The organism is Pseudonocardia sediminis, assembly GCF_004217185.1.
GTDB lineage: Bacteria > Actinomycetota > Actinomycetes > Mycobacteriales > Pseudonocardiaceae > Pseudonocardia > Pseudonocardia sediminis.
This window is the reverse complement of sequence record NZ_SHKL01000001.1, coordinates 6,464,736-6,490,534: the sequence shown is the minus strand read 5'-3', so window position 1 is coordinate 6,490,534 and position 25,799 is coordinate 6,464,736. Positions and strand designations below refer to the sequence as shown.

Genomic DNA, 25,799 nt, shown 5'->3' with positions numbered 1-25,799 from the left:
AGCGCCAGCCCAGCCCCCGCCGCCGCCGAGTCGCTTCCCCGCGCGGCCCGGTGGACCAGCGAGCATTCGGAGCCGCCCGGTGAGTGACCAGCGCGACCCCCGACGCATGCCCCCCGCGGGGCCCCCGCCGGGCCCCCGCCCCGTTCCGCCTCCGGCCCGTCCCCCGCGCCCGGAGCCGCAGGGACGGCCCGTGATGCCGCCTCGGCCCGGTCCCCCGCAGCCCGGTCCCCCGCAGCCCGGTCCCCCGCAGCCCGGTCCCCCGCCGGTCGCCCCTCCGAACCGTGTACCTCCGCGTCCCGCGCCGCGTCCCGGACCCCCGCCGGTCCCGCCCCAGGGGGCACCGCAGGGGCCCTACCAGAGCCCGCCGCAGCTGCTGACGCACGAGGAGTCCGTCGGGCACTTCGGCCCCGCCGCGGCGCGCTCCGGAAACGGGGCCGGCGCCGCGACGGCCGTCGCCCCCACCCCGGCCCGGACGGCCGGTGGCGGCGGCGGACGACCGCCCGGCGGTCCCGGCACCGCGAACCGCGGGGACGACGGGCCCGGTGGGCCGAAGAAGGGGTGGCGGCGGATGCGCCGCTGGGTCTGGATCGCGCTCGGTGTCCTCGTGCTCGGCCCGATCCTGGCGTTCGCGATCGGCTGGGTGGTCTTCACCGTGCCCCGTGCCGAGGACATCGCCGTGTCCCAGGTGGCGACGTTCACCTACCAGGACGGCTCACCGCTGGCGACCGTGCGCCCGGACAACGTCAACCGGACCAGCGTGACGCTGGACCAGGTGCCGCTGCCGGTGCAGCAGGCCGTGCTCTCGGCGGAGGACCGCTCCTTCTTCTCCAACCCCGGCTTCGACATCAGCGGCATCGGCCGCGCCGTGTGGAGCCAGCTCAGCGGCGGCATCGGCGGCGGCTCGACGATCACCCAGCAGTACATCAAGGTGACGACGGGACAGGACCAGTTCTCGCTGTTCCGCAAGTACCGGGAGGTCGTGCTCGCCGCGAAGATCTCCAAGGAGTACACGAAGCAGCAGATCCTGGAGAACTACCTCAACGCGATCTACCTGGGTCGCGGGTCGTACGGCATCCAGGCGGCCAGCCAGGCCTACTTCGGCAAGAACGTGCAGGACCTCAACGCCTCCGAGGGCGCCATGATCGCGGGACTGATCCAGTCCCCGTCGCGCTGGGACCCGGCGAAGAACCTGGACCGCTCCACCCAGCGCTGGAACTTCGTCCTCGACGGGATGGTCGCCCAGGGCTGGCTGAGCCCCGCCGACCGTGCGAGGCAGACCTTCCCGCAGTGGAAGGAGGCCTCCAAGACCGAGGGAGGCATCCCCGGCGACGACCGCGGACACGTCTACAACCGGGCCCGCGACGAGCTCGAAAAGCTCGGGATCAGCGACCAGGAGATCAACACCCAGGGCCTGACCGTCTCCCTCACGATCGACCCGAAGGCCCAGGAGGAGGCGGCCACCGCGGTCCGCAAGGTGATGGAGGGCCAGCCGGGCAACCTGCGCTCGTCGCTGGTCTCGGTGGACCCGAAGACCGGTGCGATGCTCGCCTACTACGGCGGCGAGAACGGTGTCGGCACCGACTACGCCGGCGTGCTCAAGCAGCCCGGCTCGTCGTTCAAGCCGTTCGTCCTGGCCGCGGCGCTGCAGGGGCCGAACCCGATCGGGCTCGGCACGACCTACGACGGCTCCTCGCCGCAGACCCTCGCCGGCACGGAGGTCGCGAACTCCGAGGGCGAGAGCTGCGGGCAGTGCTCGGTGAAGACGGCGATGACCAAGTCGATCAACACCGTGTTCTACAAGATGGGCCTCGACATCGGCCCGGCGAAGGTGGCCGACGCCGCGCACCAGGCCGGCATCCCCGCCGACCTGCTGCCCAACCCGACCGGCGGCATCTCGCTGGGTGACCGGGAGGTCCACCCGCAGGACATGGCGTCGGCGTACGCGACGTTCGCCGCGGACGGCACGTACCGCGAGCCCTACCTGGTGTCCAGGGTGACGGCCAGCGACGGCCGCGTGATCTTCGACCGGGGCGGTCCGGCCGCGGGCACGCAGGCGATGCCGGCCGAGGTGGCGCGCAACGTGACCGAGTCGATGACCGACGTCGCGAGCTCCTCACGCATCGGGCTGTCCGGTGGACGGCCGGTCGCGGCCAAGACCGGCACCGTGCAGAGCAGCACCGAGGGCCAGAACAACGACGCCTGGACGGTCGGCTTCACGCCGTCGGTCTCCACCGCGGTCTGGGTCGGCACCGACGACAACACCCCGATCAAGAACTCGGCCGGGCGTCCGATCTACGGCCGGATGCTGCCCGGGTCGATCTGGCAGTCGTTCATGGACGACGTCCTCGACGGCACGCCGACCGAGCGGTTCTCCGACTTCGAACCGATCGGCCGGGCGCCGGCGCAGGAGGTGCAGTCGAGCCCGCAGACCTCCGAGCCGAGCAGGACCGGTGAGCCGGGCCCGTCGTCGGAGAACAACGGCGGTGACTCGTCGTTCCCGGACTTCGGCAACGACGGCAACGGCTTCGACTTCGGCGACAACGGTGGGAACTCCGGGGACAACGGCAACAACGGCGGGGACGACAACGGGGGCGGTGACGGCGGCAACGGTGACGGCGGCAACGGCAACGGTGACGGCGGCGGCAACGGTGGTGACGGCGGCAACGGTGACGGCGGCAACGGTGGCGGCGGCGACGGCGGAGGCCGCAACTGAGTTCCTCCGATGAGGCCGGGCCGCCGTCCCGCGGTCCGGCCCGCCGGTCCCGTGCGACCGGTGCCCGTCCCGGCGGCCCCGGCTCTTCCGCACCCCGCTCCCCCGCACCTCCCCCGCCCGCACCTCCCTCCTCCGCACCCCGCTCCGACCCGCCTCGCCACGACCCGCCGTCGGAGTCCGGTACCCGCTCGATCCCGACGTGGACCGAGCCGCTCGCGGCCGCGGCCAGCCGCATCGTCGGCGGTCCCCTCGGCCGTCACGCCATCGTGGGGCGGGCGCGCTACTGGACGCCGTTGCGGGTCGTCCTGCTGCTGGCCGTCGTCGTCCTGGCCCTGGGCTGGCTGGGCAAGTCGCCCTGCCTGCAGCAGTATCGCGAGGCCGACGGAGCGCTCGCGCTGGACTGGCGCAACGACCGTCAGTACGTGGCGATGTGCTACTCCGACACCGTCCCGCTCTACGGCGTGGAGGGCCTGGCCGACGGCGGGCTGCCCTACCGCGACGCGTGGTTCGACACCGCCTCCGACGGCTCCCGCACCGAGCGCTACATGGAGTACCCGGTCCTCACCGGGTTCTTCCAGTGGACCAACGCCCAGCTGACCGACGGGTGGCAGTGGCTGGCCGAGGTGCTGCCGCTGCCGTCGGCGCTCGACGTCGTCGTGTACTTCGACATCTCCGCGTTCTGGCTCGCGCTGGCCTGGCTCTCGGTGTGCGCGGCGGTCTACCACCTGCGTCCGGACCGGCCGTGGGACGCCGCGCTGGTCGCGCTCTCCCCGCTGGCGCTGGTGCACGTCTTCACGAACTTCGACGCGCTCGCCGTCGCGGCCGCGGCGGGCGGGCTCGTCGCGCTGCGCGGGCGCAGACCCGTGCTGGCCGGGGTCCTGCTCGGTCTCGGGGGAGCGCTCAAGCTCTACCCCCTGCTGTTGCTGCTGCCGATCCTGCTGGTCGCGCTCCGACGACGCGACGAGGGCGGGCTCCGCGTCGCGGTCCCGGTCATCGCCTCCGCCGTCGCCACGTTCGTGCTGGTCAACCTGCCGGTGGCGGCCCTGTGGTTCCGCGGCTGGACGGAGTTCTTCGACCTGAACAGGACCCGGCCGGCCGACCCGGACTCGATCTGGTTCGTGATCAGCTACTTCAGCGGGTGGCCCGGGTTCGACGGGCCGCTGGAGACCGGACAGGCCCCGACCGTGTTGAACGCGGTCGTCGCCGTGCTGATGGTCGCGGCGTTCACCGCCATCGCCGTGCTCGCCTACCGGGCCCCGCACCCGCCGTCGGTGGCGGAGCTGGGCTTCCTCACCGTCGCCGCGTTCCTGCTCGTGAACAAGGTCTGGAGCCCGCAGTACTCGCTCTGGCTCGTCCCGCTCGCGGCGCTCGCGCTGCCCCGGTGGCGGCTGCTGCTGGCGTGGATGACGATCGACGCTCTGGTCTGGGTCCCGCGGATGTTCCAGTACGTCGGGGTGGACCGGAAGGGCCTGCCACCGGACGTGTTCCTGGCGACGGTGGTGGTCCGCGACGCCGTCGTGGTGACGCTGTGCGTGCTGGTGGTGCGGGCGATCCTGCGCCGTCCCGCCGGTTCGCCCGGGCCCGACCCGGTGTGGCCGGCCGCGGTGCCGCGACGGTCGCCGCCGGCGGTGGTCGAGAGCGGTTCCCGCCGGTGAGACCGGGTTGTCGTCGCAGAACCGATAAGTCACCGACCTGATACGCAGCGAACGAGGGGTGGAACCGGTGGACGGGACGGATGCATTGCGCACGGCCGTCGTCGACGCGCTCACCGGGTTCACCCGGCGCACGGCCGACGACGCGGACCGGGAGGGACGCAAGACGGCCGCGGTGACGCTGACGTTGATCCCCGCCCCCGGCGCCACCGGCGAGGGCCCGCTGGCCGACGAGCTGACGTTCCTGCTGACCCGGCGCGCGAAGTCCCTTCGCGCGCACTCCGGGCAGTGGGCGCTGCCGGGCGGGCGTGCCGACCCCGGTGAGTCGATCACCGAGGCGGCCCGGCGCGAGGTGTCCGAGGAGGTCGGGCTCGACCTCGGCGAGGACCGGGTACTGGGCCTGCTCGACGACTACCCGACCCGCTCCGGCTACGTGATCACTCCGGTCGTGCTGTGGGCGGGCGGCGCCGGGGAGCCGACGCCGAACCCCGACGAGGTCGGCTCGCTGCACCACGTCCCGCTCAGGGAGATCGACCACGAGCCGCGGTTCCTGACCATCCCGGAGTCGGACGCGCCGGTGATCCAGGTGCCGCTGTTCGACCGGTTCGTGCACGCGCCCACCGGTGCGGTGCTCTACCAGTTCCGGGAGCTCGTCCTGCACCGCCGCGCCACCCGGGTGGCACACCTCGAGCAGCCGGTGTTCGCCTGGAAGTGAGCCGGCGGGCGCGCCACGGCGCCACAGCGCCGTAGCCGGCCCGCCCTCACCGGCCGCGAGGCGAGTGCGACGAGCCGCCGGCCGCTCAGGCGGTCGGGGCGTGCTCGCGCAGGTAGGCGATGTCGCGGGCCTGACCCTCGGCCGGGGTCTCGACGATCACCGGCGCGCCGGCCGCACCGACGACGGCGGCCAGCACGTCCGGCTCGATCGTCCCGGAGTCGATGTTGGCGTGCCGGTCGCGCGCGGAGTCGAACTCGTCGCGGGAGTTGTTCAGGTGCACCAGATCGATCCGGCCGGTGATCGCCTTCGCCCGCTCGACCACGTCGGCGAGCTCCTCGCCGCCGCAGAACGCGTGGCAGGTGTCGAGGCAGAACCCGACGTCGAACTCGCCGATCGCGTCCCAGAGCCGGCCCAGCATGTCGAACCGGCGGGCCATCGCGTTGTCGCCGCCGGCGGTGTTCTCCAGCAGGATCGGGACGTCGAAGCCGCCCTCGCCGGCCTGGCGCTCGACGAACTTGCGCCAGTTGTCGATGCCGACGGCCGGGTCCTCGTCCTTGGTGACGTGCCCGCCGTGCACGACCAGCCCGAACGCCCCGACCTCCTTCGCGACCGTCGCGTGCTGGGTGACGATCTTGCGCGACGGGATCCGGATGCGGTTGTTCGGCGAGGCGACGTTCGCGACGTACGGCGCGTGCACCACGACCGCGACGTCGGACGCGGCGAGCTCGGCCGCCCGTGGGTGCGACGGCGGCTTCTTCCAGCCCTGCGGGTCGGACAGGAAGATCTGCACGACGTCCGCCCCCACCTCGGCGGCCTCGGCCAGCGGGTCCTCGGCGTCGCGCACGTGCGCTCCGATCTGCATGGGCCCACGCTAGCGAGCACCACCGACAATCCCCCCGCCCCGCCCCGCCCGACGGTCCCGCGGGGTCCCCTCGCTCACCCGGTGGTCCCGAAGGATCCCCTCGGGACGTCGGTGCGTCGTCGCGGAACGGGAGCCGTGGCGCCCGAGGTCGGCCGACGGTGTCCCAAGGGGTCCCCTCACCCCTGCCGGCGTCTCGAAGGTTCCCCTCGAGGCTCCGGCGTCTCGACGGCTTCCTCGGGGCACAGGTGGTCCCTCCCCGAGGCACGGGTCGTCAGCCGGGATGTGGGGCGGGGGCGTACCCGCAGGTCGGGTGCGGTGTGGGCGCTGGTAATCTCGATCGGTCCCCCGGGACGGCGCCTGCATGGGAGCCGTTTCTGTCGGGGGGCACTGAGAACCTCCTGTCACGGCACCAGCCGTGGCCGTTTCTGTCCATAGGAGGTGAGTGGTTCTCATGCGTCATTACGAGGTCATGGTCATTCTCGACGGGGGCCTGGACGAGCGCACTGTCCAGCCGTCGCTCGAGCAGTTCCTCTCCGTCGTCAAGAAGGACGGCGGCTCGATCGAGAAGATCGAGGTCTGGGGCAAGCGCCGTCTCGCCTACGAGATCAACAAGCAGGCCGAGGCCATCTACGCGGTCGTCGAGATCACCGCGGAGCCCGCGACGGTCACCGAGCTCGACCGTCAGCTGGGGCTCAACGAGTCCGTGCTGCGCACCAAGGTCCTGCGCAAGGACGTCACCCGCAGCCCGGCGCCCGCCGCGGTCTGAGGGGGTCATCATGGCCGGCGAAACTGTGATCACCGTGGTCGGCAACCTCACCGCCGACCCGGAACTGCGTTTCACCCCGTCCGGTGCCGCGGTCGCCAACTTCACCGTGGCGTCCACCCCGCGCACGTTCGACCGTCAGACGAACGAGTGGAAGGACGGCGACGCGCTGTTCCTGCGCTGCAACGTCTGGCGTCAGGCGGCCGAGAACGTCGCCGAGTCGCTGACCCGCGGCGCACGCGTCGTGGTGCAGGGCCGGCTCCGTCAGCGCTCCTTCGAGACCCGCGAGGGTGAGAAGCGCACCGTGGTGGAGATGGAGGTCGACGAGGTCGGCCCCTCTCTGCGCTACGCGACGGCCAAGGTCAACAAGGTCAGCCGCGGCGGTGGCAGCGGCGGCTTCGGTGGCGGTGGCGGCGGTTACGACGGTGGCGGCAGCAGCGGCGGCGGAGGCGGTGCCCAGCAGGGCGGCGGTTCCGGCGGCGGAGGCGGCTACGACGACCCCTGGGGCTCGGCCCCGCCGGCCGGAAGCGGCCCGGCGGCCGACGACGAGCCTCCTTTCTAGAGACGACGACCCCTCTCTTCTCGAGAGACACAGCCTGTCGCCGGCGACGGCGGCACCAGATCCACCAGGAGCACCACCATGGCCAAGGCCATCGTGCGCAAGCCGAAGAAGAAGGTCTGCGCGTTCTGCAAGGAAAAGGGCCAGGCGATCGACTACAAGGACACCGGCCTGCTGCGGAAGTTCATCTCCGACCGCGGCAAGATCCGTGCCCGCCGTGTGACCGGCAACTGCCGTCAGCACCAGCGTGACGTGGCCGTCGCGGTCAAGAACTCCCGCGAGGTCGCTCTCCTGCCCTACACCTCGACCGCCCGCTAAGGAGGCCCTTCCATGAAGCTCATCCTGAACGCGGACGTGCCGAACCTGGGCGCTCCCGGCGACATCGTCGAGGTCAAGGACGGCTACGGCCGCAACTACCTGCTCCCCCGCAACCTCGCGGTGGTCGCCACCCGTGGCGCGGAGAAGCAGGTCGAGCAGATCCGCCGGGCGCAGAAGACCCGCGAGATCCGCGACCTGGGCCACGCCCAGCAGGTCGACAACCAGCTCAAGGAGCTGAACGTGACCGTGTCGGCCAAGGCCGGCGACAACGGCCGTCTGTTCGGCTCGATCACCCCGACCAACGTCGTGGACGCCGTCCGCGCCGCGGGCGGTCCGACGCTCGACAAGCGGTCGGTGGACGTGCCCGGTCAGATCAAGACGATCGGCAAGCACTCGGTGCAGGTCCGCCTGCACCCGGACGTGACCACCGATCTGCCGATCGCGGTCGTCACGAACTGATCGACACCGTTCGGCGGCTGTGACCGACCGAATACCGAGCGTTACCGAGGGCGGTGCCCGGAGCGAGAGCTCCCGGCACCGCCCTTCTGCGTTGTCCGACACCGGGAGTGGTCGCCGTGGACACGTTCGGAGGAGATCAACCGTGAGCCCGGGGGCCTCGCGACACGCCGTGAGGTGACGCGGGTTTCTGCCGACGGACCTGTGGACGCGCCGGGCGGCGAACGGTCGATCCCGGGCTCCGACACGCTGAATCATGGACGAAATCCGACACGCCGCCGCATCTTGTCCACAGCTGTCCCCATGCCTCTGAGCTGGGAAGACGTCCGATTTTGCGATGTTGTCCCCAGACTGTCCACATGCCGGTCCCCCGGTACTCCAGGCAACCGGTCCGTCCGTACACATTCCATCCCCAGGACGGTGCACACGACGCTTTGATCGCGGGTGCCGGAGCGACCTAACCTCGCCCGGTCGGCCCGCGCGACGGCTTCACCACGCCCGCGGAGCCGGCGTCCGTCGACGTCGGATTCCCGGCGTGCCGTCCCCGGCATGTCGAACCGATGTTCGATACGATGAGTTCCGGGGGTGACGCTGCGTATGGCCTTGACGGATGACCGTCCGGCAGGACGGCCACGTGCGGTCCGCGACGGTGAGCAGTCGCAGAACGGCGGCGGTGCGGGTCAGACGTTCGACCGCCAGCCGCCGCAGGACCTCACCGCGGAGCAGTCGGTCCTCGGCGGGATGCTGCTGAGCAAGGACGCGATCGCCGACGTCGTCGAGGTGCTGCGGCCGGAGGACTTCTACCGGCCCTCGCACCAGACCGTCTACGAGACGATCCTCGACCTCTACGGTCGCGGCGAGCCGGCGGACGCGGTCACCGTGTCCGCGGAGCTGCAGCGCCGCGGCGAGCTGGTGCGCCTGGGCGGCGCGCCCTACCTGCACACCCTGATCGCCACCGTGCCGACCGCGGCCAACGCGGCCTACTACGCGGAGATCGTCGGGGAGAAGGCGATCCTGCGGCGCCTCGTGGAGGCCGGGACGCGGATCGTGCAGCTGGGCTACCACGGCGCCGACGGCGGCGAGGTCGAAGAGGTCGTCGACCGGGCCCAGGCCGCGGTCTACGAGGTCACCGACCGGACGACCACCGAGGACTACACCGTCCTGGAGGAGCTCCTCCAGCCCACGATGGACGAGATCGACGCGATCGCCTCCCGGGGCGGCATGTCCTCGGGCGTGCCGACCGGGTTCGCCGATCTCGACGCCTGTACCAACGGGCTGCACCCCGGGCAGATGATCGTCGTCGCGGCCCGTCCGGGTCTGGGCAAGTCGACCCTGGGCCTGGACTTCGCCCGGTCCTGCTCCATCAAGAACGGCCTGACGAGCGCGTTCTTCTCGCTGGAGATGAGCAAGTCCGAGATCGTGATGCGCCTGCTCTCGGCGGAGGCGCGGATCCGGCTGGCCGACATGCGCGCCGGCCGGATGTCCGACGAGGACTGGACGCGGATGGCGCGGCGGATGTCGGAGATCTCCGAGGCGCCGCTGTTCATCGACGACTCGCCGAACCTGACGCTGATGGAGATCCGGGCCAAGGCGCGACGGCTCAAGCAGCGCAACGACCTGAAGCTGATCATCCTGGACTACCTGCAGCTGATGACGTCGGGCCGCAAGGTCGAGTCACGTCAGCAGGAGGTCTCGGAGTTCTCCCGGCAGATCAAGCTCCTGGCCAAGGAGCTCGAGGTGCCGGTGGTCGCGATGAGCCAGCTCAACCGTGGTCCCGAACAGCGCACGGACAAGCGTCCGATGCTCTCGGACCTGCGTGAGTCGGGATCGATCGAGCAGGACGCCGACATGGTGGTCCTGCTGCACCGCCCGGACGCGTTCGAGCGCGACGACCCCCGGGCCGGTGAGGCGGACCTGATCCTGGCCAAGCACCGGAACGGGCCCACCAACACGATCACGGTGGCGCACCAGCTGCACTACAGCCGGTTCACCGACCTCGCACACGGCTGACCGGCCCGGGCCGCGCCGGGCGGGAGGATCCGTCCGGCCGGAGCGGCAGCGGGGGCCGGGAGACTCAGGCGAAACCGGCCCCGCGGCTCGGTGCGGACGTCGCCGCGATCCCGAGCGTCAGGACGGTGAGCACCACGCCGGCCACGACGACGGCCATCGCCCCGGCGGCCGCACCGGCCAGGAGCATGATCAGGCCTGCGGCGAGCAGGACGCAGGGCAGGGCACCGGCGGCGTGCATCGAACGCTGCGACACCCCGTCGCGGCCGCCCAGGGTCTTCGGGGCCCGCACGGGGCGGGCGCGTCCCAGGGACCGGAACCGTGCGGCGAGGCGGGGGTCCTCGTCACAGAGCTGCCGCTCGATCAGGGCGAGATCACGGCGTTCACGGTCACTGAGCACGTCTGGAAACCCCTTGGGTGGCAACGGTCGCATCGAGAGGCCGGTTGTCCTGGGGCGTCGTCGATCCGGGCCGAGCCTGGATCGGATGCTACGTGACCGGATCGTGACCTACCTGTCGACCCCGCCTCACCTTCCGGATGGTGACGGAAGCCACGGGGCGTGCTACCAGCTCGTGAGGCCCAGCGCGTCCGTCCGGCGGCGGGGGTCGACGTCCAGACGGGCGCAGAGTTCGGTCCAGCTGCCCGCGGCGAGATCCTTCTCGCTCATCGTCCCGACCGGCAGCGGCCAGCGGATGCCGAGGTCCGGGTCGTCAAACCGGACGGAGACGTCCTCGCTCGGGTCGTGCGGGGTGTCGATCCGGTAGCAGGTGTCCACGGTCGGGGTCAGCGCCTGGAAGCCGTGCAGGCAGCCGGCCGGGATGTAGAGCTGGCGCATGTCGGTGTCGTCGAGGAGGAACGAGGCGACGCGGCCGAACGTCGGCGAGCCGGGGCGGGCGTCGATGACGATGTCGTGCATCGCGCCGTGCGCGCAGCGGACGAGCTTGGACTCGCCGGCGCCGAGGCGGCCGTGCATGCCGCGGATGACGCCCTGCACCGAGCGGGACTGCGAGTCCTGGACGAACCGGCCGGTGTCGACGCCGTGCGCCGCCGCGATCGCGGCGTCGAGGGTGGCGGTGTGGAAGTCGTCGTCATCGGCGTGCGGGGCCGGCACGAACTGCACGACACCGTCGATGACCGTCCGGTGAACCTGCATGCCTGACCTCCGAGTTCCGTCCGGGCGAGCCCGGACCCGTCGCTACGCGCCGTCGTCCCGACCGGCCGCCGACCGGCGGCGCCGGTCGTTATTGCATCGCTGACGACAACGAATGCGCCGCCGCGTAGTCACGGACCGCGAGGGAAATGGTCCATGTGGGTGCACGCTCCGTGGTCGGCCGCCCGGCGTCGTGCGGTCCCGAACCCGGACAGAACGGTCCGGACGGCTCCCCTACTATCGGGGATAGTCGATCGAGATCCCGCCAGCCGGGCGCCGGTCGTCCGACGTCCGAGAAGACCCGGAGCGAGGTGGCCATGCCGGTTCCCACGGCGACGCAGTGCCGGTCGTGCGGCGATTCCGACGGCGAGGTCGTCCTGGATCTGGGCCGCCAGCCGTCCTGGGACAGGATGCCGTGGGCCGACGTACCGCTCCCGGACCCCGAGTTCGACCTGCAGATGTGGTTCTGCCGGTCCTGCTCGCTCGCCCAGCTGCGGTGCGACGCCGACGGCGTCGACGAGATGTTCGCCGTCGAGCCGCGTGCCGTCGCCGAGCAGAGCGACCGCTCGATCGCGCGCCTGGACGCCGAGGGTCTCGTCGGGCCGGGGCGGACCGTCGCCGAGTTCGGCAGCCCGCACGGGGAGTCGTGGTTGGCCCGCCTCGCCGGGCGGGGGATGGACGCGCTCGGGGACGGGGACGCCGACCGGCCGGCGGACCTCGTCGTCGACTTCTACGGGCTGCTGCACGAGCCCGACCAGGAGGCGGCCCTGAGCGCCCGGGTGGCCGCGCTCGCCCCCGGCGGCACGCTGGCGATGCAGATGCTGTCGCTGGGCACGGTCCTCGTCGAACGGCAGTGGTACGACCTGCGGCACGGGCACCACGCCTACTGGTCGCTGCCGGCGCTGGACGCCGCGCTGCGCCGACACGGGCTCGGTGTGCACCGGGTGTTCTGGTACCCGATGTCCGGCGGCACGGTGCTGGTCACGGCCCGGCGCGATCCGGAGCCCGACGCGGCCACGCTGCGCCTGATCGAGGCCGAGCGGGCGGCGGGGGTGACCGACGCGGCCGCCCTGCGGGGGCTGCAGCGCGCCGCCGCGGACGCGCACGAGCTGCGGGACTGGCTCGTCGCCGAGCACGACGCGGGCCGGACGGTGGCCGCCTACGGCGCGGCGTCGCGCTCGGTCCCGCTGATCTGTCACGCCGGTCTGCACTCCGGTCTGCTGCGCATGGTCGGGGACGCCTCGCCCACCAAGCAGGGACGCCGGATGCCCGGCACCGACATCCCGGTGGTCACGCCGGACGAGCTCGTCGCCGCCCGCCCGGACCGGGTCCTGCTGTTCCTGGCCGAGCTCGCGGACGAGGTGCGCGACAGCGTCCCCGGGATCGAATCGGCTGGGGGGCAATGGGTGTTGCTGGATCCGGCACCCCGGGTCCTCGAGCTCAGCCCCGCATCGTGACCACCCGCCCGTTCCTGCGCCCGACCGGGTGACGAGCTGTCGCGTGCGCGGCGATAGTGTCGGCGCCCGGGAGGGCAGATGCGAGGTCGACTCGGTGAGCTCGAGGCCACGGTGATGGACGTGTTGTGGCGCTCCACCGCACCCTGCCGGGTCCGTGACGTCCGGGCCGAGCTGGCCCCCGGGCGCCCGCTCGCCTACACCACGGTGATGACCGTGCTGGACAACCTGCACCGCAAGGGCTGGGTGCAGCGCGAGCTCGACGGCCGGGCGTACCTCTACCGGCCCGTCGCCTCCCGAGAGGAGGTCACCGCGCGGGCGCTGCGCGACCTGCTCGACTCCTCCGAGGACGCCGAGGCGGTGCTGCTGCACTTCGTCCGCTCCGCGTCCGAGCGCGAGTCGGAACTGCTGCGCGACGCGCTCGCGGCCACCGAGAGCAGCGGACGCGGAACGAGCATCGGCACCGAGAGCAGCGGACGCGGAACGAGCATCGGCACCGGGAGCGACCCGCTCCCGCCCGCCGGTGCCGATCCCTCCGGGTACGACCAGGACCCGCCCGCCGGGGGTGACGCGCGATGACCGTCGCCGTGACCCTGCTGCTGGGCGCCGCGATCGTCGCCCTCGCCGCCCCGCGCGTGCTGCGGGCGACCGCCGCTCGCGCGGCCGACCCGGTCACCGTGATCGTGGGCTGGTTCCTGGCCATCGCCGGAGTACTGGCGACGACCGTCGTCGGGCTCCTGCTCACGACGTTCCCGCGCGGCGCGGTCGACACCCCGCTGGCGCACCTGGTGCGCCGCCCCTGGTGGTACGCCGTGGCGAACGCGCCGGACCTGCTCGTCTACCGCATCGCGGGCTGGGTGGCGCCGGTGCTCCTGGTGCTGCTGGCCGGGCGGCTGGCCGTCGTCGCGGTCCGCGAGGTGGTGCGCGCCCGCCGTCAGGTCGGCGCCACGCTCGAGGTGCTGCGCGTGCTGGCCGAGACCGACCGCTGCCCGGCGGGTGGCCCGCCGACGCTGTGGCTGCGCTCGGACCGGGTGGCCGCGTTCAGCTACGGCGGCCACGGCGGCGCGGTCGTGCTGACCGACGGCCTGCGCGCCCGGCTGGCCGAGGACGGCGTGGCCGCGGTGGTCGCGCACGAGCGGGCGCACGTCCGCGGACGGCACCACCTGCTGATCGCCGTCGCCGAGGTGCTGGCACGAGCCTTCCCGGCCGTGCGCCTGCTGGCCGAGGCCCCGGCGGCGCTGCGTGAGCAGGTCGAGCTGGCCGCGGACCTGAGCGCGGTGCGCCACTGTGGCCCGGACGCCGTCCGGAACGCGCTGATGGTGCTCACCGGAGCCGGTACCCCGGAGCGGGCGCTGGCGATGGCCCGCGACGCCGTCGACGTCCGGCTGCGCCGCCTCGCCGGGGCGGCGCGGACCCCGTCGGCGACGGCCCGGGTCACCCGCTGCGGCCTGCTCGGCACGGCGTTCGCCGCGACGCCGGTGCTGGCCGCCAGCGCCCTGCTGCTGTCGCTGTCGGTGCTGACCGCCGCGGCCGCCGCCCTCACCTGAGCCGCCACCCTCACCTGAGCCTGCCGGCCTCCTCCGGGCCGGGCGGGCCGGCCGGGCGGCGTCACCGTGCGGCTCAGGCGGCCGTGCGGTCCGATCGCTTCGACCGCATCCAGGACGGGCGGCGGCTCTGCGGCTCCGGGACCGGACCACCGGCGCGCGCCCGCTCCGCGGTGCGGGTGATGTTGCGGACCATCCCGCCGAACACGATCCCGTGGAACGGCGCCACCGACCACCAGTACAGGTAGCCCGGCAGGCCGTGCGGGATGAACACGGCCCGCTGGTGGAAGGTGGACCCGCCCGGGCGCGGCTCGACCGACATCTCCAGCCACGCCTTGCCGGGCACCTTCATCTCCGCCCGCAGGCGCAGCATTCGGTCGGTCTCCCCGGGAGGCGTCGTCGCGTTCGTGCCCGGCTCGGTGATCGCCTCCACGCGCCACCAGTCCAGGGCGTCGCCGGTGTGCAGGTTGTCGGGGTCGCGACGGCCACGGCTGAGCCCGGGGCCCGCGGCGAGCCGGTCCATCCACCCGCGCACCGACCAGGCCAGCGGGAACGAGTACCAGCCGCGTTCCCCGCCGATCCCCTTGATGACCGTCCACAGCTCGGCCGGCGCCGCCGTGGTCTCCTGCTCGCGCTCGTCGAGGTAGACGCTGCCGCCGGTCCACTGCGGGTCGCTCGGCAGCGGGTCGGACGGCACGTCGGCCGACGTCGCACCGGACCAGCGGGTCTCCACGTCACCGGAGGTGATCTTGGACAGGGCCAGCGCGACGGCGCGGTCGTAGCCGATCCGGCCCTCCGGCGGGTCCGGGACCAGCGACGCGATGTCGTTCTCGGAGCACACCACCTCGTGCACCAGCGACTCGATCAGCGGCTTCGCGATCGACTTCGGCACCGGGGTGACGATGTTGATCCAGTGCGCGGACAGCCGCGGGGACAGGATCGGGACCGGCACGATGCGGCGTCGCGGCAGCTCCGCCACCGTCGCGTAACGCTGCATCATCTCCAGGTAGGTCAGCACGTCCGGGCCGCCGATGTCGAACGTCCGGTTGATCTCGCCGGGCAGCGCGGCGACGTCGATCAGGTAGCGCAGCACGTCGCGCACCGCGATCGGCTGCACCCGGTTGTGCACCCAGCTCGGCGTCACCATCAGTGGGAGCCGCTCGGTCAGGTAGCGCAGCATCTCGAAGCTCGCCGACCCGGAGCCGAGGATCACCGCGGCCTGCAGCACGATCGTCGGCACGCCGCTGCGCAGCAGCGTCTCCCCCACCTCGACCCGCGACGCGAGGTGCTCGGACAGGTCGGCGGGTTCGGCGTCGGGGTGCAGCCCGCCCAGGTAGACGATCCGCTTCACCCCGGCCTCGCGGGCGGCCTCGGCCAGGATCAGCGCGGCCCGGCGGTCGGTGGCGGCGAAGCCGGACTCCGACAGCGAGTGCACCAGGAAGTAGACGACGTCGACGCCGGCGCACGCCCGGCGCACGCTGTCGGCGTCGAGCAGGTCGCCCTGCACGATCTCGGCGTGCTCGGCCCACGGGACGTCGCGCAGCTTGTCCGGGTTGCGCACCAGGCAGCGGACCGTGGCGTCGGTGTCGGCCGGGGTGGTCTGCCCCGGCTCCCGTCCGAGCAGGCGCGGGGCCAGTCGTCCGCCGATGTATCCGGTCGCGCCCGTGATCAGGTATCGCACGCGTCCGATTGTCCCCTGTCGCCGGACCCGGCGCCCGGTGCCGCCGGTGCCGCCGCCGACCCTGTGAGTGGCTCCGTGGACGACCCCGGGGCCACCGCCGGTACCGGGACCTCCGGCGGATGACCCTGGGCCGGGTCGAGAGCGTCCACCTCGGACGCGTCCGGCTCGTGTGCCGCGGCCAGCGACCGCACCGCCGACGTCAGCACGGCCAGCAGCGGCACCGCCAGCAGCGCCCCGGCGATCCCGGCGACGACCACCCCCGCGGCGACGGCGAGAGTCACGGCCAGGGGGTGCAGCGCCACCGCGCGGCCCAGCAGCAGCGGCTGCAGCACGTGGCCCTCGAGCTGCTGCACGCCGATCACGATGGCCAGGACGATCAGCGCCGGGACGATGCCGTTCGCGACCAGCGCGATCAGCACCGCGATGAAACCGGTGACGACGGCACCGACGGTCGGCACGAACGCGCCCAGGAACACCAGTGCGGCCAGCGGGAACGCCAGCGGCACCCCGACGATCCACAGTCCGATCCCGATGCCGGTCGCGTCGACGATCGCCACCAGCACCGTCGCGCGGGTGTAGCCGACGAGCGAGGCGAACGCCCGCCGGCCGGCCACGTCGACCCGGGCCCGCCGCGCGGCCGGTGCGAGCTTCTGCACGAAGCCCCAGATCCGCCGTCCGTCGTAGAGCAGGAAGATCAGGCTGAACAGCGCGAGCGCGAACCCGGCGAGCACCTCGGTCACCGTCGCCGCCGTGCTCAGCGCTCCGGAGGTGAAGGCCTGCTGGTTGGCCTGCAGGGTCCGGCCGAGCTGGGCGGGGAGGTCCTGCAGGCTCTCCAGTTGCAGGTTGAACGGCGATGCGGTGAGCAGGCGCTGCATCGACTCCACGGCGGTGCCCAACTGGCCGGCCAACCCGGAGAAGCCACTGACCAGGGTGTTCACCACGAACGTCATCAGCGCGCCGAGCAGGGCCAGCCCGCCCACCAGGACGATCACCGTGGCCGGGCCGCGCGGGACGCGGTGCGCGGTCAGCCAGTGCACGAGCGGGGCGAGCAGCGCCGCGAGCAGGACGGCGATCGCGACCGGGATGACGACCACCCGTAGCTGGATCACCAGGAACACGAGCACGGCGAGACCGAACGCGAGCACCAGCAGCCGCGCGCAGACCTCCGAGGCGACCCGCAACGGCGTCGGGACGGCCGGACGGCGAGGGGCGGGAACTCCGAGCGACGGGGTGGGGCCGGACGGTGCGGGGCCGGACGGTGCGGGGCCGGACGGTGCGGGGCCGGGAGGCGGGCCGGTGTCGTCGGGCATGGGCGCACGGTAGTCCGTTCCCGGCTCACCGGACCGTGTCCCGCGGAGGCGGTGCGGACGGCGGAGCCCGTGCCCGGCACGGAGCAGTGCGGACGGCCGTCGGTCACGCTTCGTCGAACCACACCCGTGTGATGGACGCCCGGGTGCCGCTCCGGTGACCTGATCGGGTCGCCGATGGAGCCGGAGTGTGAGATCCGCAGGAGAGATCGTCGTCGAGGGTGCCGAAACGGTGCCGGACGAGCCGTCGCGCGACCTCCGGCGGTCCGGGCCGGCCGGGCGTTGGTTACTCACTGCTCCATTCAGGGTCACGCTGAGTACTGTCAGCGAGCCCCGAGGGGGTGTCCCGGACCGTCACGCCACCCGTACGAGGGGACATGGCCGGATCGCTGTAACGGTCGAACCGAAGCCGTTTCCACCGCCGAGTGTCACCCGTTGTTGGAGTCAGTGGGCCGAACGGCGGTACGCCAGATACGACGTACAGGCGATCCGCACGAGGCACACGTTCGAAGCGGGAGAACGGGATGCAGGAGGTACGGCGGGTGTACGAGCACGAGGACAAGGATCTGTACGCAGCGGTCAGCCGGCGGCGCGCGGCCCTCGCGGCCTCCGGGCCCGACTCCTGGCCCTTCCCCGGCAAGCACGAGATGCACCAGGAGATCGCGGAGGAGACCCCCATTTTCCACTCGCTGACCGTGGGCGGCTGGCGCAGTCGTCAGAGGGCCGGGGCCGGACGGGCCGGGCGCGCGGTGCGGTCGGTGCACCGACCGACCGTGAGCCGCACCGCGGACGATCTCGCCGCCTTCCACTCGGACCCGCTCCACGCACCGGTCCCGGCTCAGGCCACCACTCGCCGTCGACGTGACGCGGAGCGAGCGGCCGACCGGCGGGCCATCGCGGAGCTGCTCGGCGGCGCCGGACGGCACCGCCTCTCGACCCCGGCCTGATCGGCCGGAGCAGGACGCGGGACGACGGCGGGGGCCGCCGGACCGCACGGGGACGTACCGCCGCAGGTCGGTACCGACCCACCACGAGAACGTTCCACGGGTGCTTCGGCCCGTGGGATGCGGACGGCCGGCTGGGGAGCAGGGCCGTCAGCACGCAAGGCGAGGGCCGGTGCCCGGGACGGAAGAGGAGCCGTCACGGGTACCGGCCTTCGCGCGTTCGTGCCCGGCACGCCCACAGGGCGCGCCGGACGCCCGGGAGTCCGCCTCGAACCGTGGGGAGCGCGGTTCGGTCGCAGAGGTCCCGGTGCGGCCGGCGGGTCGTCGTCGACCCCGGCCACGCGGTGGCGACAAGATCACCACGGACAGTGACCGTAGTGGGGCACCGGGACGGCCACAAGGGTTCCCGCGGACCGTTTCACCGACGCCCGGTCACGATCACCGGCACGATCGGCCCAGTGACCCGAACGTCTGCGCCGACCGGCCGCGGCGCGGGCCACGGACGGCGTCGCGGAGTCCTAAGCTCCGTCGGGTGAGTACGAACGCGACGGACGGTCCCCGCCGGACCGATCGTCCGCTGGACGAGGCCGGTGTGGTCACCGCCGTGCGGCGGGCCGGCGAGCGGGGGGCGACGGTCCGCCCGACCGGGGCCTCGGCACGTGTCCCGGGAGCGCTCGTCCGCACCAGTGACCTGCTCCTGGACTGCTCCGCGCTGACCGGCGTCGTCGCCGTCTCGGCCGACCGGGTGCTGGTGCGCGCCGGGGAACGGCTCGCCGCGCTGTTCGCCGAGCTCGCCGCGTCCGGCCGCAGCCTCGCCGTCGTCCCGGACGCCCCGGGCCTGACGGTCGGGGGCGCGGTCGGGATGGGCGTCTACGGCGGGGCGCCGGGCGAGGGGTCGCTCTCGGCGCAGGTCGTCGCCGCCCGGCTGGTCGACGGCCGGGGCGTGGTCCGCCGGGTCTCCGGCCCCGAGCTGGACGCGGTGCGCTGCGGGCTGGGTGCCCTCGGCGTGCTCACGGCGGTGGAGCTGCGGACGGTGGAGCTCGAGCGCATGCAGGTGCACGAGCAGGCCGGGCGCCTCGACGCGGTGCTCGCCGAGGACGTGCTGCGCGCCCACGGCTGGACCGAGCTCGACGTCGCCGTGCCGTCGGGTCAGGTGATCGCCCGCTGGGCCGACCCGGTGGATCCGGACCGCGTCCCCGTCCCGGCCGCACCGGGGACGGTGACGACCCGGGCCGCGGTGCGCGCCGAGGCGTGGGGACGCGCGGTGTCGCGGCTGGCGTCGAACCCGCCGTGGGCCTCCTGGCCGCCGCCGGCGCGGTGGACGCCGGGCACCGAGGGCCGTCCCTACGAGGTGCTGCCGGACCCGCAGCCGTGGGACCCCGACACCGCGGAGTGGGCGATCCCGGCCGAGGCGCTGGGCAGTGCGCTGCGCGAGCTCGGCGCGGCGGCGACCGCGCGCGGGATGGAACTGCAGCGACCGGTCCGGGTACGGCTCGGAGCCGCGGAGACGGGCCTGCTGCACCCGGCACAGGGACGGGACACCGCCTGGCTGCGGATCCGCACCCGCGCCTCCCAGGAGCCGTTGCGGCGCCTGGCCGGCGCGGTTCTGGAGGACGCGTCCGGGCGCCCGTCCTGGACGTCGCGGCACGAGTGGGGCCCCGACGAGCTCGCCGTCGCCTACCCGGGATGGGCGGAGTTCCAGCGGGTGCGCGACGAGTACGACCCGGACCGCCGGTTCACCGACCCCAACCTGGAGCGCATCCTCGGCCCCTGACCCCGGACCGGTTCCGACGACCGGCACTCCCGTCGGAACCTGTGCGACGAGCGTGCCGCTCGCTGGAAACTCAGGCGGCGGCCAGGGCGGCGCGCAGGCGGGTCGACACGGCGCGGACGCCGGAGACGGCGGCGCGGCGGTCCGAGCGGGTCGGCTCCCCGTCCTCCACGACCTGCTCCCCGGACACCCACACGTCGCGGACCAGCCGCGACCCGCCCGCCCAGACCAGGTTCGAGACCAGCTGGGCGTCGTCGTCCGGGGCGACGAACGCGATGTCGTCGGTGTCGACGTGCACGACGTCGGCCCAGCGGCCCGCCTCCAGCACGCCCAGGTCGTCGCGCCCGATCGCGTGCGCGGCGTCGGCGGTGGCCAGCAGCAGGACGTCGGCGGCGGTCAGCGCGGCGGCGTCGTCGGCGCCGACGCGGGCCAGCAGCCCGGCCAGGCGGGCCTGCTGCCACATGTCCATGTCGTCGCAGGACGCCGGGCCGTCGGTGCCCAGGCCGACCCGGACGCCGGCGCGGCGCAGGTCCAGCAGACGGGCGGTGCCGGCGGCGAGCTTGGAGTTCGAGCCCGGGCAGTGCGCGACGGCGACCGCGTGCCGGGTGAAGACGTCCACGTCGGCGTCGGACAGGTGCACCGAGTGCGCGGCCAGTACACGGCCGCCGAGCGTCCCGGTCTGCTCCAGCAGCGCCGGGACGGAGCCGTGCGCGTCGCGCAGGTGCGCGTCCTCGCCGAGCGACTCCGCGACGTGGGTGTGCAGCAGTGCGCCGCGGGCCCGGGCGTGCTCACCGACCGAGGCCAGTGCCTCGGCGGGCAGCGTGTACGCCGAGTGCGGGCCGTAGCCGAACTCGATCCGCCCGTCGGCGTCCGGGACGAGGCCGTGGGCGTCGATCCGGGCCGAGACGTCGTCGCGCATCTGCTCCCAGGTGCCCAGACGGTCCCAGCCGGGCGCGGCGATGATCCCCGGGGTGAGCACGGCGCGGGACCCCGCGGCACGCACCGCGTCGGCGATCGCGTCGGTGAAGAAGTACATCTCGACGCTGGTGGTGCAGCCGGTGCGCAGCAGGTCCAGGCAGCCGGCCAGCATCCCGGCGTACGCGTCCTGTTCGGTCAGCAGCGCCTCGGCCGGCCACATCACGCCGGTCAGCCACGGCATCAGCGGCAGGTCGCCACCCATCCCGCGCAGCACCGACATCGGGGTGTGGCAGTGGGTGTTGACCATGCCGGGCATCAGCAGGCCGGGCAGCGGCCGCACGGTCGCGTCGGAGGGCGGGGCGTCGACGGCGCGGCCGAAGAACGCGATCCGGCCGGTCGTGTCGACGTCGAGCACCGCGTCGCGCACGATCGGGAAACCCGGCGCGCAGCTCAGCGCGACCGGGGCGGTCAGGCGCTGGACGGTGGGTGCCACGGCCGGGGGCACCGGTGTGCTCACCGGCGGTCCAGCAACGACCGCAGCGAGCGAAACGGCGGCAGCCAGGCACCCTCGTCGGGCAGGGCGTCCAGGGTGACCCGCGGCAGCGGCTCGCGGAACACGCCGTCGATGTCCTCGAGATCGAGGAACGAGATGACCTCGGAGGCCTGCGCGAACCCGGCGTACTCCCGGAAACCGATCACCGTGACGTCGGTGCCGTCGTCGTTGAGCTTCTCCAGCGGCTCCCGGAACGCCCGCCCGTCACCGGAGGCGACGACCAGGTGCCGCAGCCGGCCCTCGGACGCGCGCAGCCCGATGTGGGCGAGCATGTCGTCGTCGACGTCGGAGTCGTCGTGGGTCTTCGGCTTGGCGAACACGGCGAAGCCGACGTTGCGCAGCGCCTCCACCCACGGCCGGACGGTCTCGACGCTGCCCGGGGCGACGTTGGTGAACACGCACGCCTCGGCCTCGGCATCGGGGCCGGCCAGGTCGAGCAGCCAGCGGCCGACGGCGTCGAAGCGCGGCCGGTAGGCCGACGTCGGGCGGGCGCCGAGGAGCGAGCCGAGGCTCATGTCCATGTTGGGGGCGTCCCAGACCAGCAGGACGCGCGGCGGCGGCCCGGGCTGGGTGCCGGTGGCGGAGCCACCCGCACGGGTGTCCGTGCCGACCATGGGCGCCCCGCTCGTCATGCCCCGACCTTATCGCCGTACCTGCGGTGCCCGCCCCGCGGTGGGCGTCGGCGAGACTGACGCCCATGAGCACGACGGATGCGCAGCAGGTGGCCGAGGAGTCCTCGGCCGCGATGGTGGCCGCGGACGCGGCGGCACGCTCGGCCGGGATCGCCGTCGCCGCGATCGGGCCCGGCCACGCGACGGCGACCCTGACCGTCGCCGAGCACCAGGTCAACGGGCACGGCGTCTGCCACGGCGGGGTGCTGTTCCTGCTGGCCGACACGGCGATGGCGCACGCCTGCAACAGCTACGGCACCTCGACCGTCGCCTCCGGCGCGGACATCGCGTTCCTGCGCCCCGGCTCGCTCGGTGACGAGCTCACCGCGACCGCGACCGAGCGCGCGCTGGCCGGGCGCTCCGGGCTCTACGACGTCACCGTGCGCACCGCCGACGGGACGGTCGTCGCGGAGTTCCGCGGCCGCACCCGTCAGGTCCCGGGCCTGGCCGCCCCGCCCCGCGTCTGAGCCGCCCGAGGGGACGGCGTGCGCCGCGGCGCTCAGATGCCGTGCGGCGGCAGGAACGCCGGGCGCAGGTCGTCGTCCGGCTCGTCGTAGTAGCGGTGGAAGACCGGGGTCAGCCCGCCGGAGACCGGCGGGACGATCCAGCTCCAGTCCGCCGGGCACTTGCGACCGGCCTCGTTCTCCCGCGCCACGTGGGTCAGGAAGCGCTCGGACTCGGTGTGGTGGTCGGCCATCGTCACGCCGGCCTCGTCGTAGGAGTGCGTGACGGCCCGGACCAGCTCGATCGCCGCGCGGTCGCGCCACATCGTGCGCACCGAGCGGGTGTCGAGGCCCATCCGCTCCGCGATCTCCGGGAGCAGGTCGTAGCGGTCGCGGTCGGCGAGGTTGCGGGCGCCGATCTCGGTGTCGAGGTACCAGCCGTTGAACGGCGCGGCCGGGTAGACGACGCCGCCGATCTCCAGCGGCATGTTGCTGATCGCGGGCACCGCGTGCCACTTCAGACCCATGCCGGCGAACCAGTCGAGGTCCGGGTGGCTCAGCGGGACCTCCTGCACGGCGTCCGGCGGGACGTCGAACAGGCGCGACCGGCCGTCGCCGCCGGTGACCAGCAGCGGGAGCACGTCGAACCGTCCGCGCGGCTCCGGCCGGGGCCAGCCCAGGGAGACGACGTGGTCGGTGAACGCGACCTGGCCCGGGTCACCGGTGACGGTGCCGTCGTCGTTCGTGTGGCCGGCGTAGCGGATCAGCTGGTCGTTGTGGATCCGCGGGCCGGGGCGGCCCGGGCCGTCCGGGGCGAAGACGGTGATCGTCGAGCGGATCCGCCCGTCCCGGGTGGCCGCGCGCAGGTGCCCGACGCTCTCCTGCGCGACGTCGGCCGGGTCGTGCAGGTGGCGCAGGTCGCGGACCTGCAGCGACTTCCAGTACAGCCGCCCGATGCAGCGCGCGGAGTTCCGCCACGCCACCCGCGCCCCGAACGTCAGCTCGTGGGTGGTGTGGCTGTAGATCCCGGTGCGCTCGATCTCGGTGCGCACCTGGCGGAGCCGCGCCGGGAACGGGATCGCCGGGGTCGTCTCGGCGTAGACCTGGTGCAGGAACTCCTCGGCCCGGGCGGGGTCCACCGCACCCGGCTCGACCTCGGCCGGTGCCGGCTGCTGCTCCTGGGGCGGGGCCGCCGCGGGCTGCGAGCGCGCCGGCATCACCGGACGCCGTGGTCCGGGACTCGGGCGTGCGGGGTTCACGACCGGGCACCGCGTCGGCCGGGACGTGAGAGTCACCTGGCCGTCCACGGTGCTGGGCGGTGCGTTCTCCACCGTCGTCACAGATGTGTCCTTCGGGGTCACTCGGCGGGGGTCCGAGGCGGGCCAGAGTACTTCTTACCCGGTCACGCTCCGTAAGTCACCGGTGGCCCTGAGCTGCACGATCGTGTACAGCAGATCGCGGACGGGGCGGCCCTCCTCCACGGCGCGGGCCTCGAACTTGGTCATCGGACGCCAGTCCGGACGGCGCGACCAGCCACTGCCCGGCGCGCTCTCGTCGCGGAGCTCGAGAGCGGGCTGAGCTGCGCAGACGGCACGCATGCCCTCGGCGTAGTCGGACCAGTCGGTGGCCAGGTGCAGGGTCCCGCCGGGCCGGATCCGGGACGCGGCCAGGGCCGCGAACGCGGGCTGAACGAGCCGGCGCTTGTGGTGACGCCGCTTGGGCCACGGGTCCGGGAAATACACCCGGATGCCGTCGAGCGACGCCGGCGCGACGGCGTGCTCGAGAAGGTCCACGGCGTCCCCGCGGAGCAGTCTCTGGTTGCTCAGCTCCGCGTCGGTGACGCGCATGAGCAGTTGCGCCAGACCGGGTTCGAACACCTCGACGGCGACGTGGTCGATCTCCGGCTCGGCGACGGCCAGCGCCGCGGTCGTCTCGCCCATCCCGGAGCCGATCTCCAGCAGGACGGGGGCGTCGCGGCCGAACCAGGCGTGCGGGTCCCACGGCGTGCCGCTGTCGACGGCACCCGCGACGACGTCGTCGACGTCCCGGCCGAGGCCGGGCCACCAGCGGTCCCAGGCGTTCTGCTGACCCTCGGTCAGGCGGTTGCGCTGGTGGACGAAGCTGCGGATCCGGGAGCCCGGCTCGCGCGGGTCCCGCCGGTCGTCGGGACGACCGGCCGTCTCGGGCACCGCGGGGCTGGACGTCTCAGGCACCGCTGCGCGGGCTGCCGGCGGCCGGGAGCCGCACGTGGGCGGTGGCGCCGGGCAGGCGTCCCCGGACGTAGCCGGCCGCGGTGACGGCGAAGCAGGCCGCGATCGCGGCGGCCGAGGCCGGGTTCTTGTCCCGCAGCTCGCGCACGACGCCGCCGGGGAGGACCTTGAGCGTGTAGCTGCTCTCGGTGGACAGCGAGTCCCCGGTGCCGACGACCTTGGACACGGCGGCCTTGGACAGGCCCTCGGCCCAACCGCGGCGCAGCAGGTAGGCCCACTCGACGCGGTCCTCGCTGACCCGGTGGTCGACCGCGGCGCGCGGCTCGAAGATGATCTTCGGGGTGCGGCCGTCGGCGGTGTAGGCCTGCCGGGCGCGGATGCAGAGCTCGGTCTCCTCGCAGCCCAGCGGGTTCTTCCCGATCCGGCCCATGTCCTCGGCGAAGCCGCCGACGCGCTTGAACACCTCGGCGCGCAGGGACATGTTGCAGCCCATCAGGTTGCGGACCTCGGACCGCTCGGTGGGCTGACCGGTGTAGGTGCAGCCGACCACCCAGTCCAGCTCGCCGGTGGCGTTCGGGTCACGCGGCGCGGCACCCGGCAGCGTCGAGGGACGCCGGGTGGGCCAGCGCGGGTGCGCCACACCGCCGACCCCGATCACCGACGGGTCGGCGTAGGGCGCGAGCAGGGCGCGCAGCCAGCCGGGGCGGGCCGACGCGTCGTCGTCGAGAAAGACGACGATCTCACCGGTCGCCTCGGCGACGGCGGTGTTGCGGGCCCCGGACAGGCCCTGCTTGAAGCGGTTCGGGATCACCCGGACCCCGTGCGGCGCGAACTCGTGGCCGGCCCGGACGAGCAGCGCGTCGTTGTGGTCGACGACGACGATCGTCTCGGTGGCCGCCACGTCCTGCGCGGCCACCGACCTCACGGCGTCGACGATGTCGTCCCACCGCTTCTCGGTGTAGACGCAGACCACGACGCTCGACGTGAGCGTGGTCCCGCGGTCTCCCGCGGAACCGTTCGGGCCTCGGACGCCGGGGGGCACAGCGTTCACGGACTACTCACTCCTCGGTGCACGGATGTCTCCGGCCCCGGGAGCCCGCGACCGGCA

At 73.5% G+C, this 25,799-nt stretch carries 23 protein-coding genes and 1 pseudogene; 14 read left to right on the top strand and 10 right to left on the bottom strand.

The window, feature by feature from the left end; all coding sequences use genetic code 11:
• Positions 1-193: 193 nt before the first annotated feature.
• From EV383_RS30395 to EV383_RS30385, 3 genes are all read left to right on the top strand, one after another.
• The gene (locus tag EV383_RS30395) at positions 194-2,713 is read left to right on the top strand and encodes a transglycosylase domain-containing protein (protein ID WP_242623382.1); all 2,520 of its coding nucleotides are present in this window, start codon (positions 194-196) and stop codon (positions 2,711-2,713) included.
• A 266-nt stretch (positions 2,714-2,979) separates the two neighbouring features.
• Entirely contained in the window at positions 2,980-4,368 is a 1,389-nt protein-coding gene (locus EV383_RS30390) for a glycosyltransferase family 87 protein (protein WP_242623381.1), read from the top strand.
• Between the two features lie 67 nt (positions 4,369-4,435).
• Positions 4,436-5,080: an NUDIX hydrolase gene (locus EV383_RS30385; protein WP_423213676.1), complete on the top strand. Its 645-nt coding sequence runs from the start codon at positions 4,436-4,438 to the stop codon at positions 5,078-5,080.
• 85 nt (positions 5,081-5,165) lie between these two features.
• Here the strand turns inward: EV383_RS30385 and EV383_RS30380 are convergent, their stop codons facing one another.
• On the bottom strand, positions 5,166-5,942 hold the full coding sequence (locus EV383_RS30380) for a deoxyribonuclease IV (protein WP_130293589.1): 777 nt from the start codon (positions 5,940-5,942) through the stop codon (positions 5,166-5,168).
• 451 nt (positions 5,943-6,393) lie between these two features.
• On the opposite strand from EV383_RS30380, the gene rpsF reads away from it, so the two are divergent.
• The 5 genes from rpsF to dnaB all read left to right on the top strand — a co-directional run bounded on the left by rpsF (position 6,394) and on the right by dnaB (position 10,048).
• Positions 6,394-6,708, top strand: coding sequence for a 30S ribosomal protein S6 (rpsF, locus tag EV383_RS30375; RefSeq protein WP_130293587.1), 315 nt, complete (start codon positions 6,394-6,396; stop codon positions 6,706-6,708).
• 10 nt (positions 6,709-6,718) lie between these two features.
• The gene (locus tag EV383_RS30370; RefSeq protein WP_130293585.1) at positions 6,719-7,267 is read left to right on the top strand and encodes a single-stranded DNA-binding protein; all 549 of its coding nucleotides are present in this window, start codon (positions 6,719-6,721) and stop codon (positions 7,265-7,267) included.
• Between the two features lie 78 nt (positions 7,268-7,345).
• Positions 7,346-7,582 (top strand): 30S ribosomal protein S18, encoded by a 237-nt coding sequence (gene rpsR, locus EV383_RS30365; protein ID WP_130293583.1) that lies wholly within the window; start codon positions 7,346-7,348, stop codon positions 7,580-7,582.
• A 12-nt stretch (positions 7,583-7,594) separates the two neighbouring features.
• Positions 7,595-8,041, top strand: a complete 447-nt coding sequence (gene rplI, locus EV383_RS30360) for a 50S ribosomal protein L9 (protein WP_130293581.1) — start codon at positions 7,595-7,597, stop codon at positions 8,039-8,041.
• 594 nt (positions 8,042-8,635) lie between these two features.
• Positions 8,636-10,048 (top strand): replicative DNA helicase, encoded by a 1,413-nt coding sequence (gene dnaB / locus EV383_RS30355; protein WP_130293579.1) that lies wholly within the window; start codon positions 8,636-8,638, stop codon positions 10,046-10,048.
• 64 nt (positions 10,049-10,112) lie between these two features.
• Here the strand turns inward: dnaB and EV383_RS30350 are convergent, their stop codons facing one another.
• Together EV383_RS30350 and EV383_RS30345 are read right to left on the bottom strand one after the other, a co-directional pair.
• A complete protein-coding gene (locus tag EV383_RS30350; RefSeq protein ID WP_165438552.1) occupies positions 10,113-10,445 on the bottom strand; it encodes a DUF3040 domain-containing protein in 333 nt (110 codons plus the stop codon).
• Between the two features lie 162 nt (positions 10,446-10,607).
• The gene (locus tag EV383_RS30345) at positions 10,608-11,198 is read right to left on the bottom strand and encodes a dTDP-4-dehydrorhamnose 3,5-epimerase family protein (RefSeq protein ID WP_130293574.1); all 591 of its coding nucleotides are present in this window, start codon (positions 11,196-11,198) and stop codon (positions 10,608-10,610) included.
• A 314-nt stretch (positions 11,199-11,512) separates the two neighbouring features.
• Here EV383_RS30345 and EV383_RS30340 point away from each other — a divergent pair, with 314 nt between their 5' ends.
• The 3 genes and pseudogenes from EV383_RS30340 (at position 11,513) to EV383_RS30330 (ending at position 14,196) form a co-directional block, all read left to right on the top strand.
• Entirely contained in the window at positions 11,513-12,652 is a 1,140-nt protein-coding gene (locus EV383_RS30340; protein WP_130293572.1) for a class I SAM-dependent methyltransferase, read from the top strand.
• Positions 12,653-12,730: 78 nt separating this feature from the next.
• Positions 12,731-13,072, top strand: a pseudogene (locus EV383_RS30335) (BlaI/MecI/CopY family transcriptional regulator); the annotation flags it as partial.
• Between the two features lie 152 nt (positions 13,073-13,224).
• Positions 13,225-14,196: a M56 family metallopeptidase gene (locus EV383_RS30330; protein ID WP_130293568.1), complete on the top strand. Its 972-nt coding sequence runs from the start codon at positions 13,225-13,227 to the stop codon at positions 14,194-14,196.
• A 73-nt stretch (positions 14,197-14,269) separates the two neighbouring features.
• Here the strand turns inward: EV383_RS30330 and EV383_RS30325 are convergent, their stop codons facing one another.
• Together EV383_RS30325 and EV383_RS30320 are read right to left on the bottom strand one after the other, a co-directional pair.
• Positions 14,270-15,874, bottom strand: coding sequence for an SDR family oxidoreductase (locus EV383_RS30325; RefSeq protein WP_130293566.1), 1,605 nt, complete (start codon positions 15,872-15,874; stop codon positions 14,270-14,272).
• The gene (locus EV383_RS30320) at positions 15,862-17,184 is read right to left on the bottom strand and encodes an AI-2E family transporter (RefSeq protein ID WP_130293564.1); all 1,323 of its coding nucleotides are present in this window, start codon (positions 17,182-17,184) and stop codon (positions 15,862-15,864) included. Before EV383_RS30320 ends, EV383_RS30325 begins: the two co-directional genes overlap by 13 nt.
• Positions 17,185-17,705: 521 nt before the next feature.
• Here EV383_RS30320 and EV383_RS30315 point away from each other — a divergent pair.
• Together EV383_RS30315 and EV383_RS32810 are read left to right on the top strand one after the other, a co-directional pair.
• Complete coding sequence (locus EV383_RS30315) at positions 17,706-18,128, top strand: hypothetical protein (RefSeq protein WP_130293562.1); 423 nt, start codon at positions 17,706-17,708, stop codon at positions 18,126-18,128.
• 529 nt (positions 18,129-18,657) lie between these two features.
• Positions 18,658-19,899, top strand: coding sequence for a D-arabinono-1,4-lactone oxidase (locus tag EV383_RS32810; protein WP_130293560.1), 1,242 nt, complete (start codon positions 18,658-18,660; stop codon positions 19,897-19,899).
• A 70-nt stretch (positions 19,900-19,969) separates the two neighbouring features.
• Here EV383_RS32810 and EV383_RS30305 read toward each other — a convergent pair whose 3' ends face one another.
• Both EV383_RS30305 and EV383_RS30300 read right to left on the bottom strand, forming a co-directional pair.
• Complete coding sequence (locus tag EV383_RS30305; RefSeq protein WP_242623380.1) at positions 19,970-21,331, bottom strand: amidohydrolase family protein; 1,362 nt, start codon at positions 21,329-21,331, stop codon at positions 19,970-19,972.
• The gene (locus EV383_RS30300) at positions 21,328-21,999 is read right to left on the bottom strand and encodes an NYN domain-containing protein (protein ID WP_130293558.1); all 672 of its coding nucleotides are present in this window, start codon (positions 21,997-21,999) and stop codon (positions 21,328-21,330) included. Before EV383_RS30300 ends, EV383_RS30305 begins: the two co-directional genes overlap by 4 nt.
• Positions 22,000-22,064: 65 nt before the next feature.
• Between EV383_RS30300 and paaI the strand changes: the two genes are divergently transcribed.
• Positions 22,065-22,505 (top strand): hydroxyphenylacetyl-CoA thioesterase PaaI, encoded by a 441-nt coding sequence (gene paaI, locus EV383_RS30295; protein WP_242623379.1) that lies wholly within the window; start codon positions 22,065-22,067, stop codon positions 22,503-22,505.
• Between the two features lie 32 nt (positions 22,506-22,537).
• Here the strand turns inward: paaI and EV383_RS30290 are convergent, their stop codons facing one another.
• The 3 genes from EV383_RS30290 to EV383_RS30280 form a co-directional block, all read right to left on the bottom strand.
• Complete coding sequence (locus EV383_RS30290; RefSeq protein WP_130293555.1) at positions 22,538-23,698, bottom strand: nitric oxide synthase oxygenase; 1,161 nt, start codon at positions 23,696-23,698, stop codon at positions 22,538-22,540.
• A gap of 177 nt (positions 23,699-23,875) precedes the next feature.
• Positions 23,876-24,610, bottom strand: a complete 735-nt coding sequence (gene trmB / locus EV383_RS30285; RefSeq protein ID WP_242623537.1) for a tRNA (guanosine(46)-N7)-methyltransferase TrmB — start codon at positions 24,608-24,610, stop codon at positions 23,876-23,878.
• Between the two features lie 76 nt (positions 24,611-24,686).
• Positions 24,687-25,742 (bottom strand): glycosyltransferase family 2 protein, encoded by a 1,056-nt coding sequence (locus tag EV383_RS30280; RefSeq protein WP_207223714.1) that lies wholly within the window; start codon positions 25,740-25,742, stop codon positions 24,687-24,689.
• Positions 25,743-25,799: the final 57 nt, after the last annotated feature.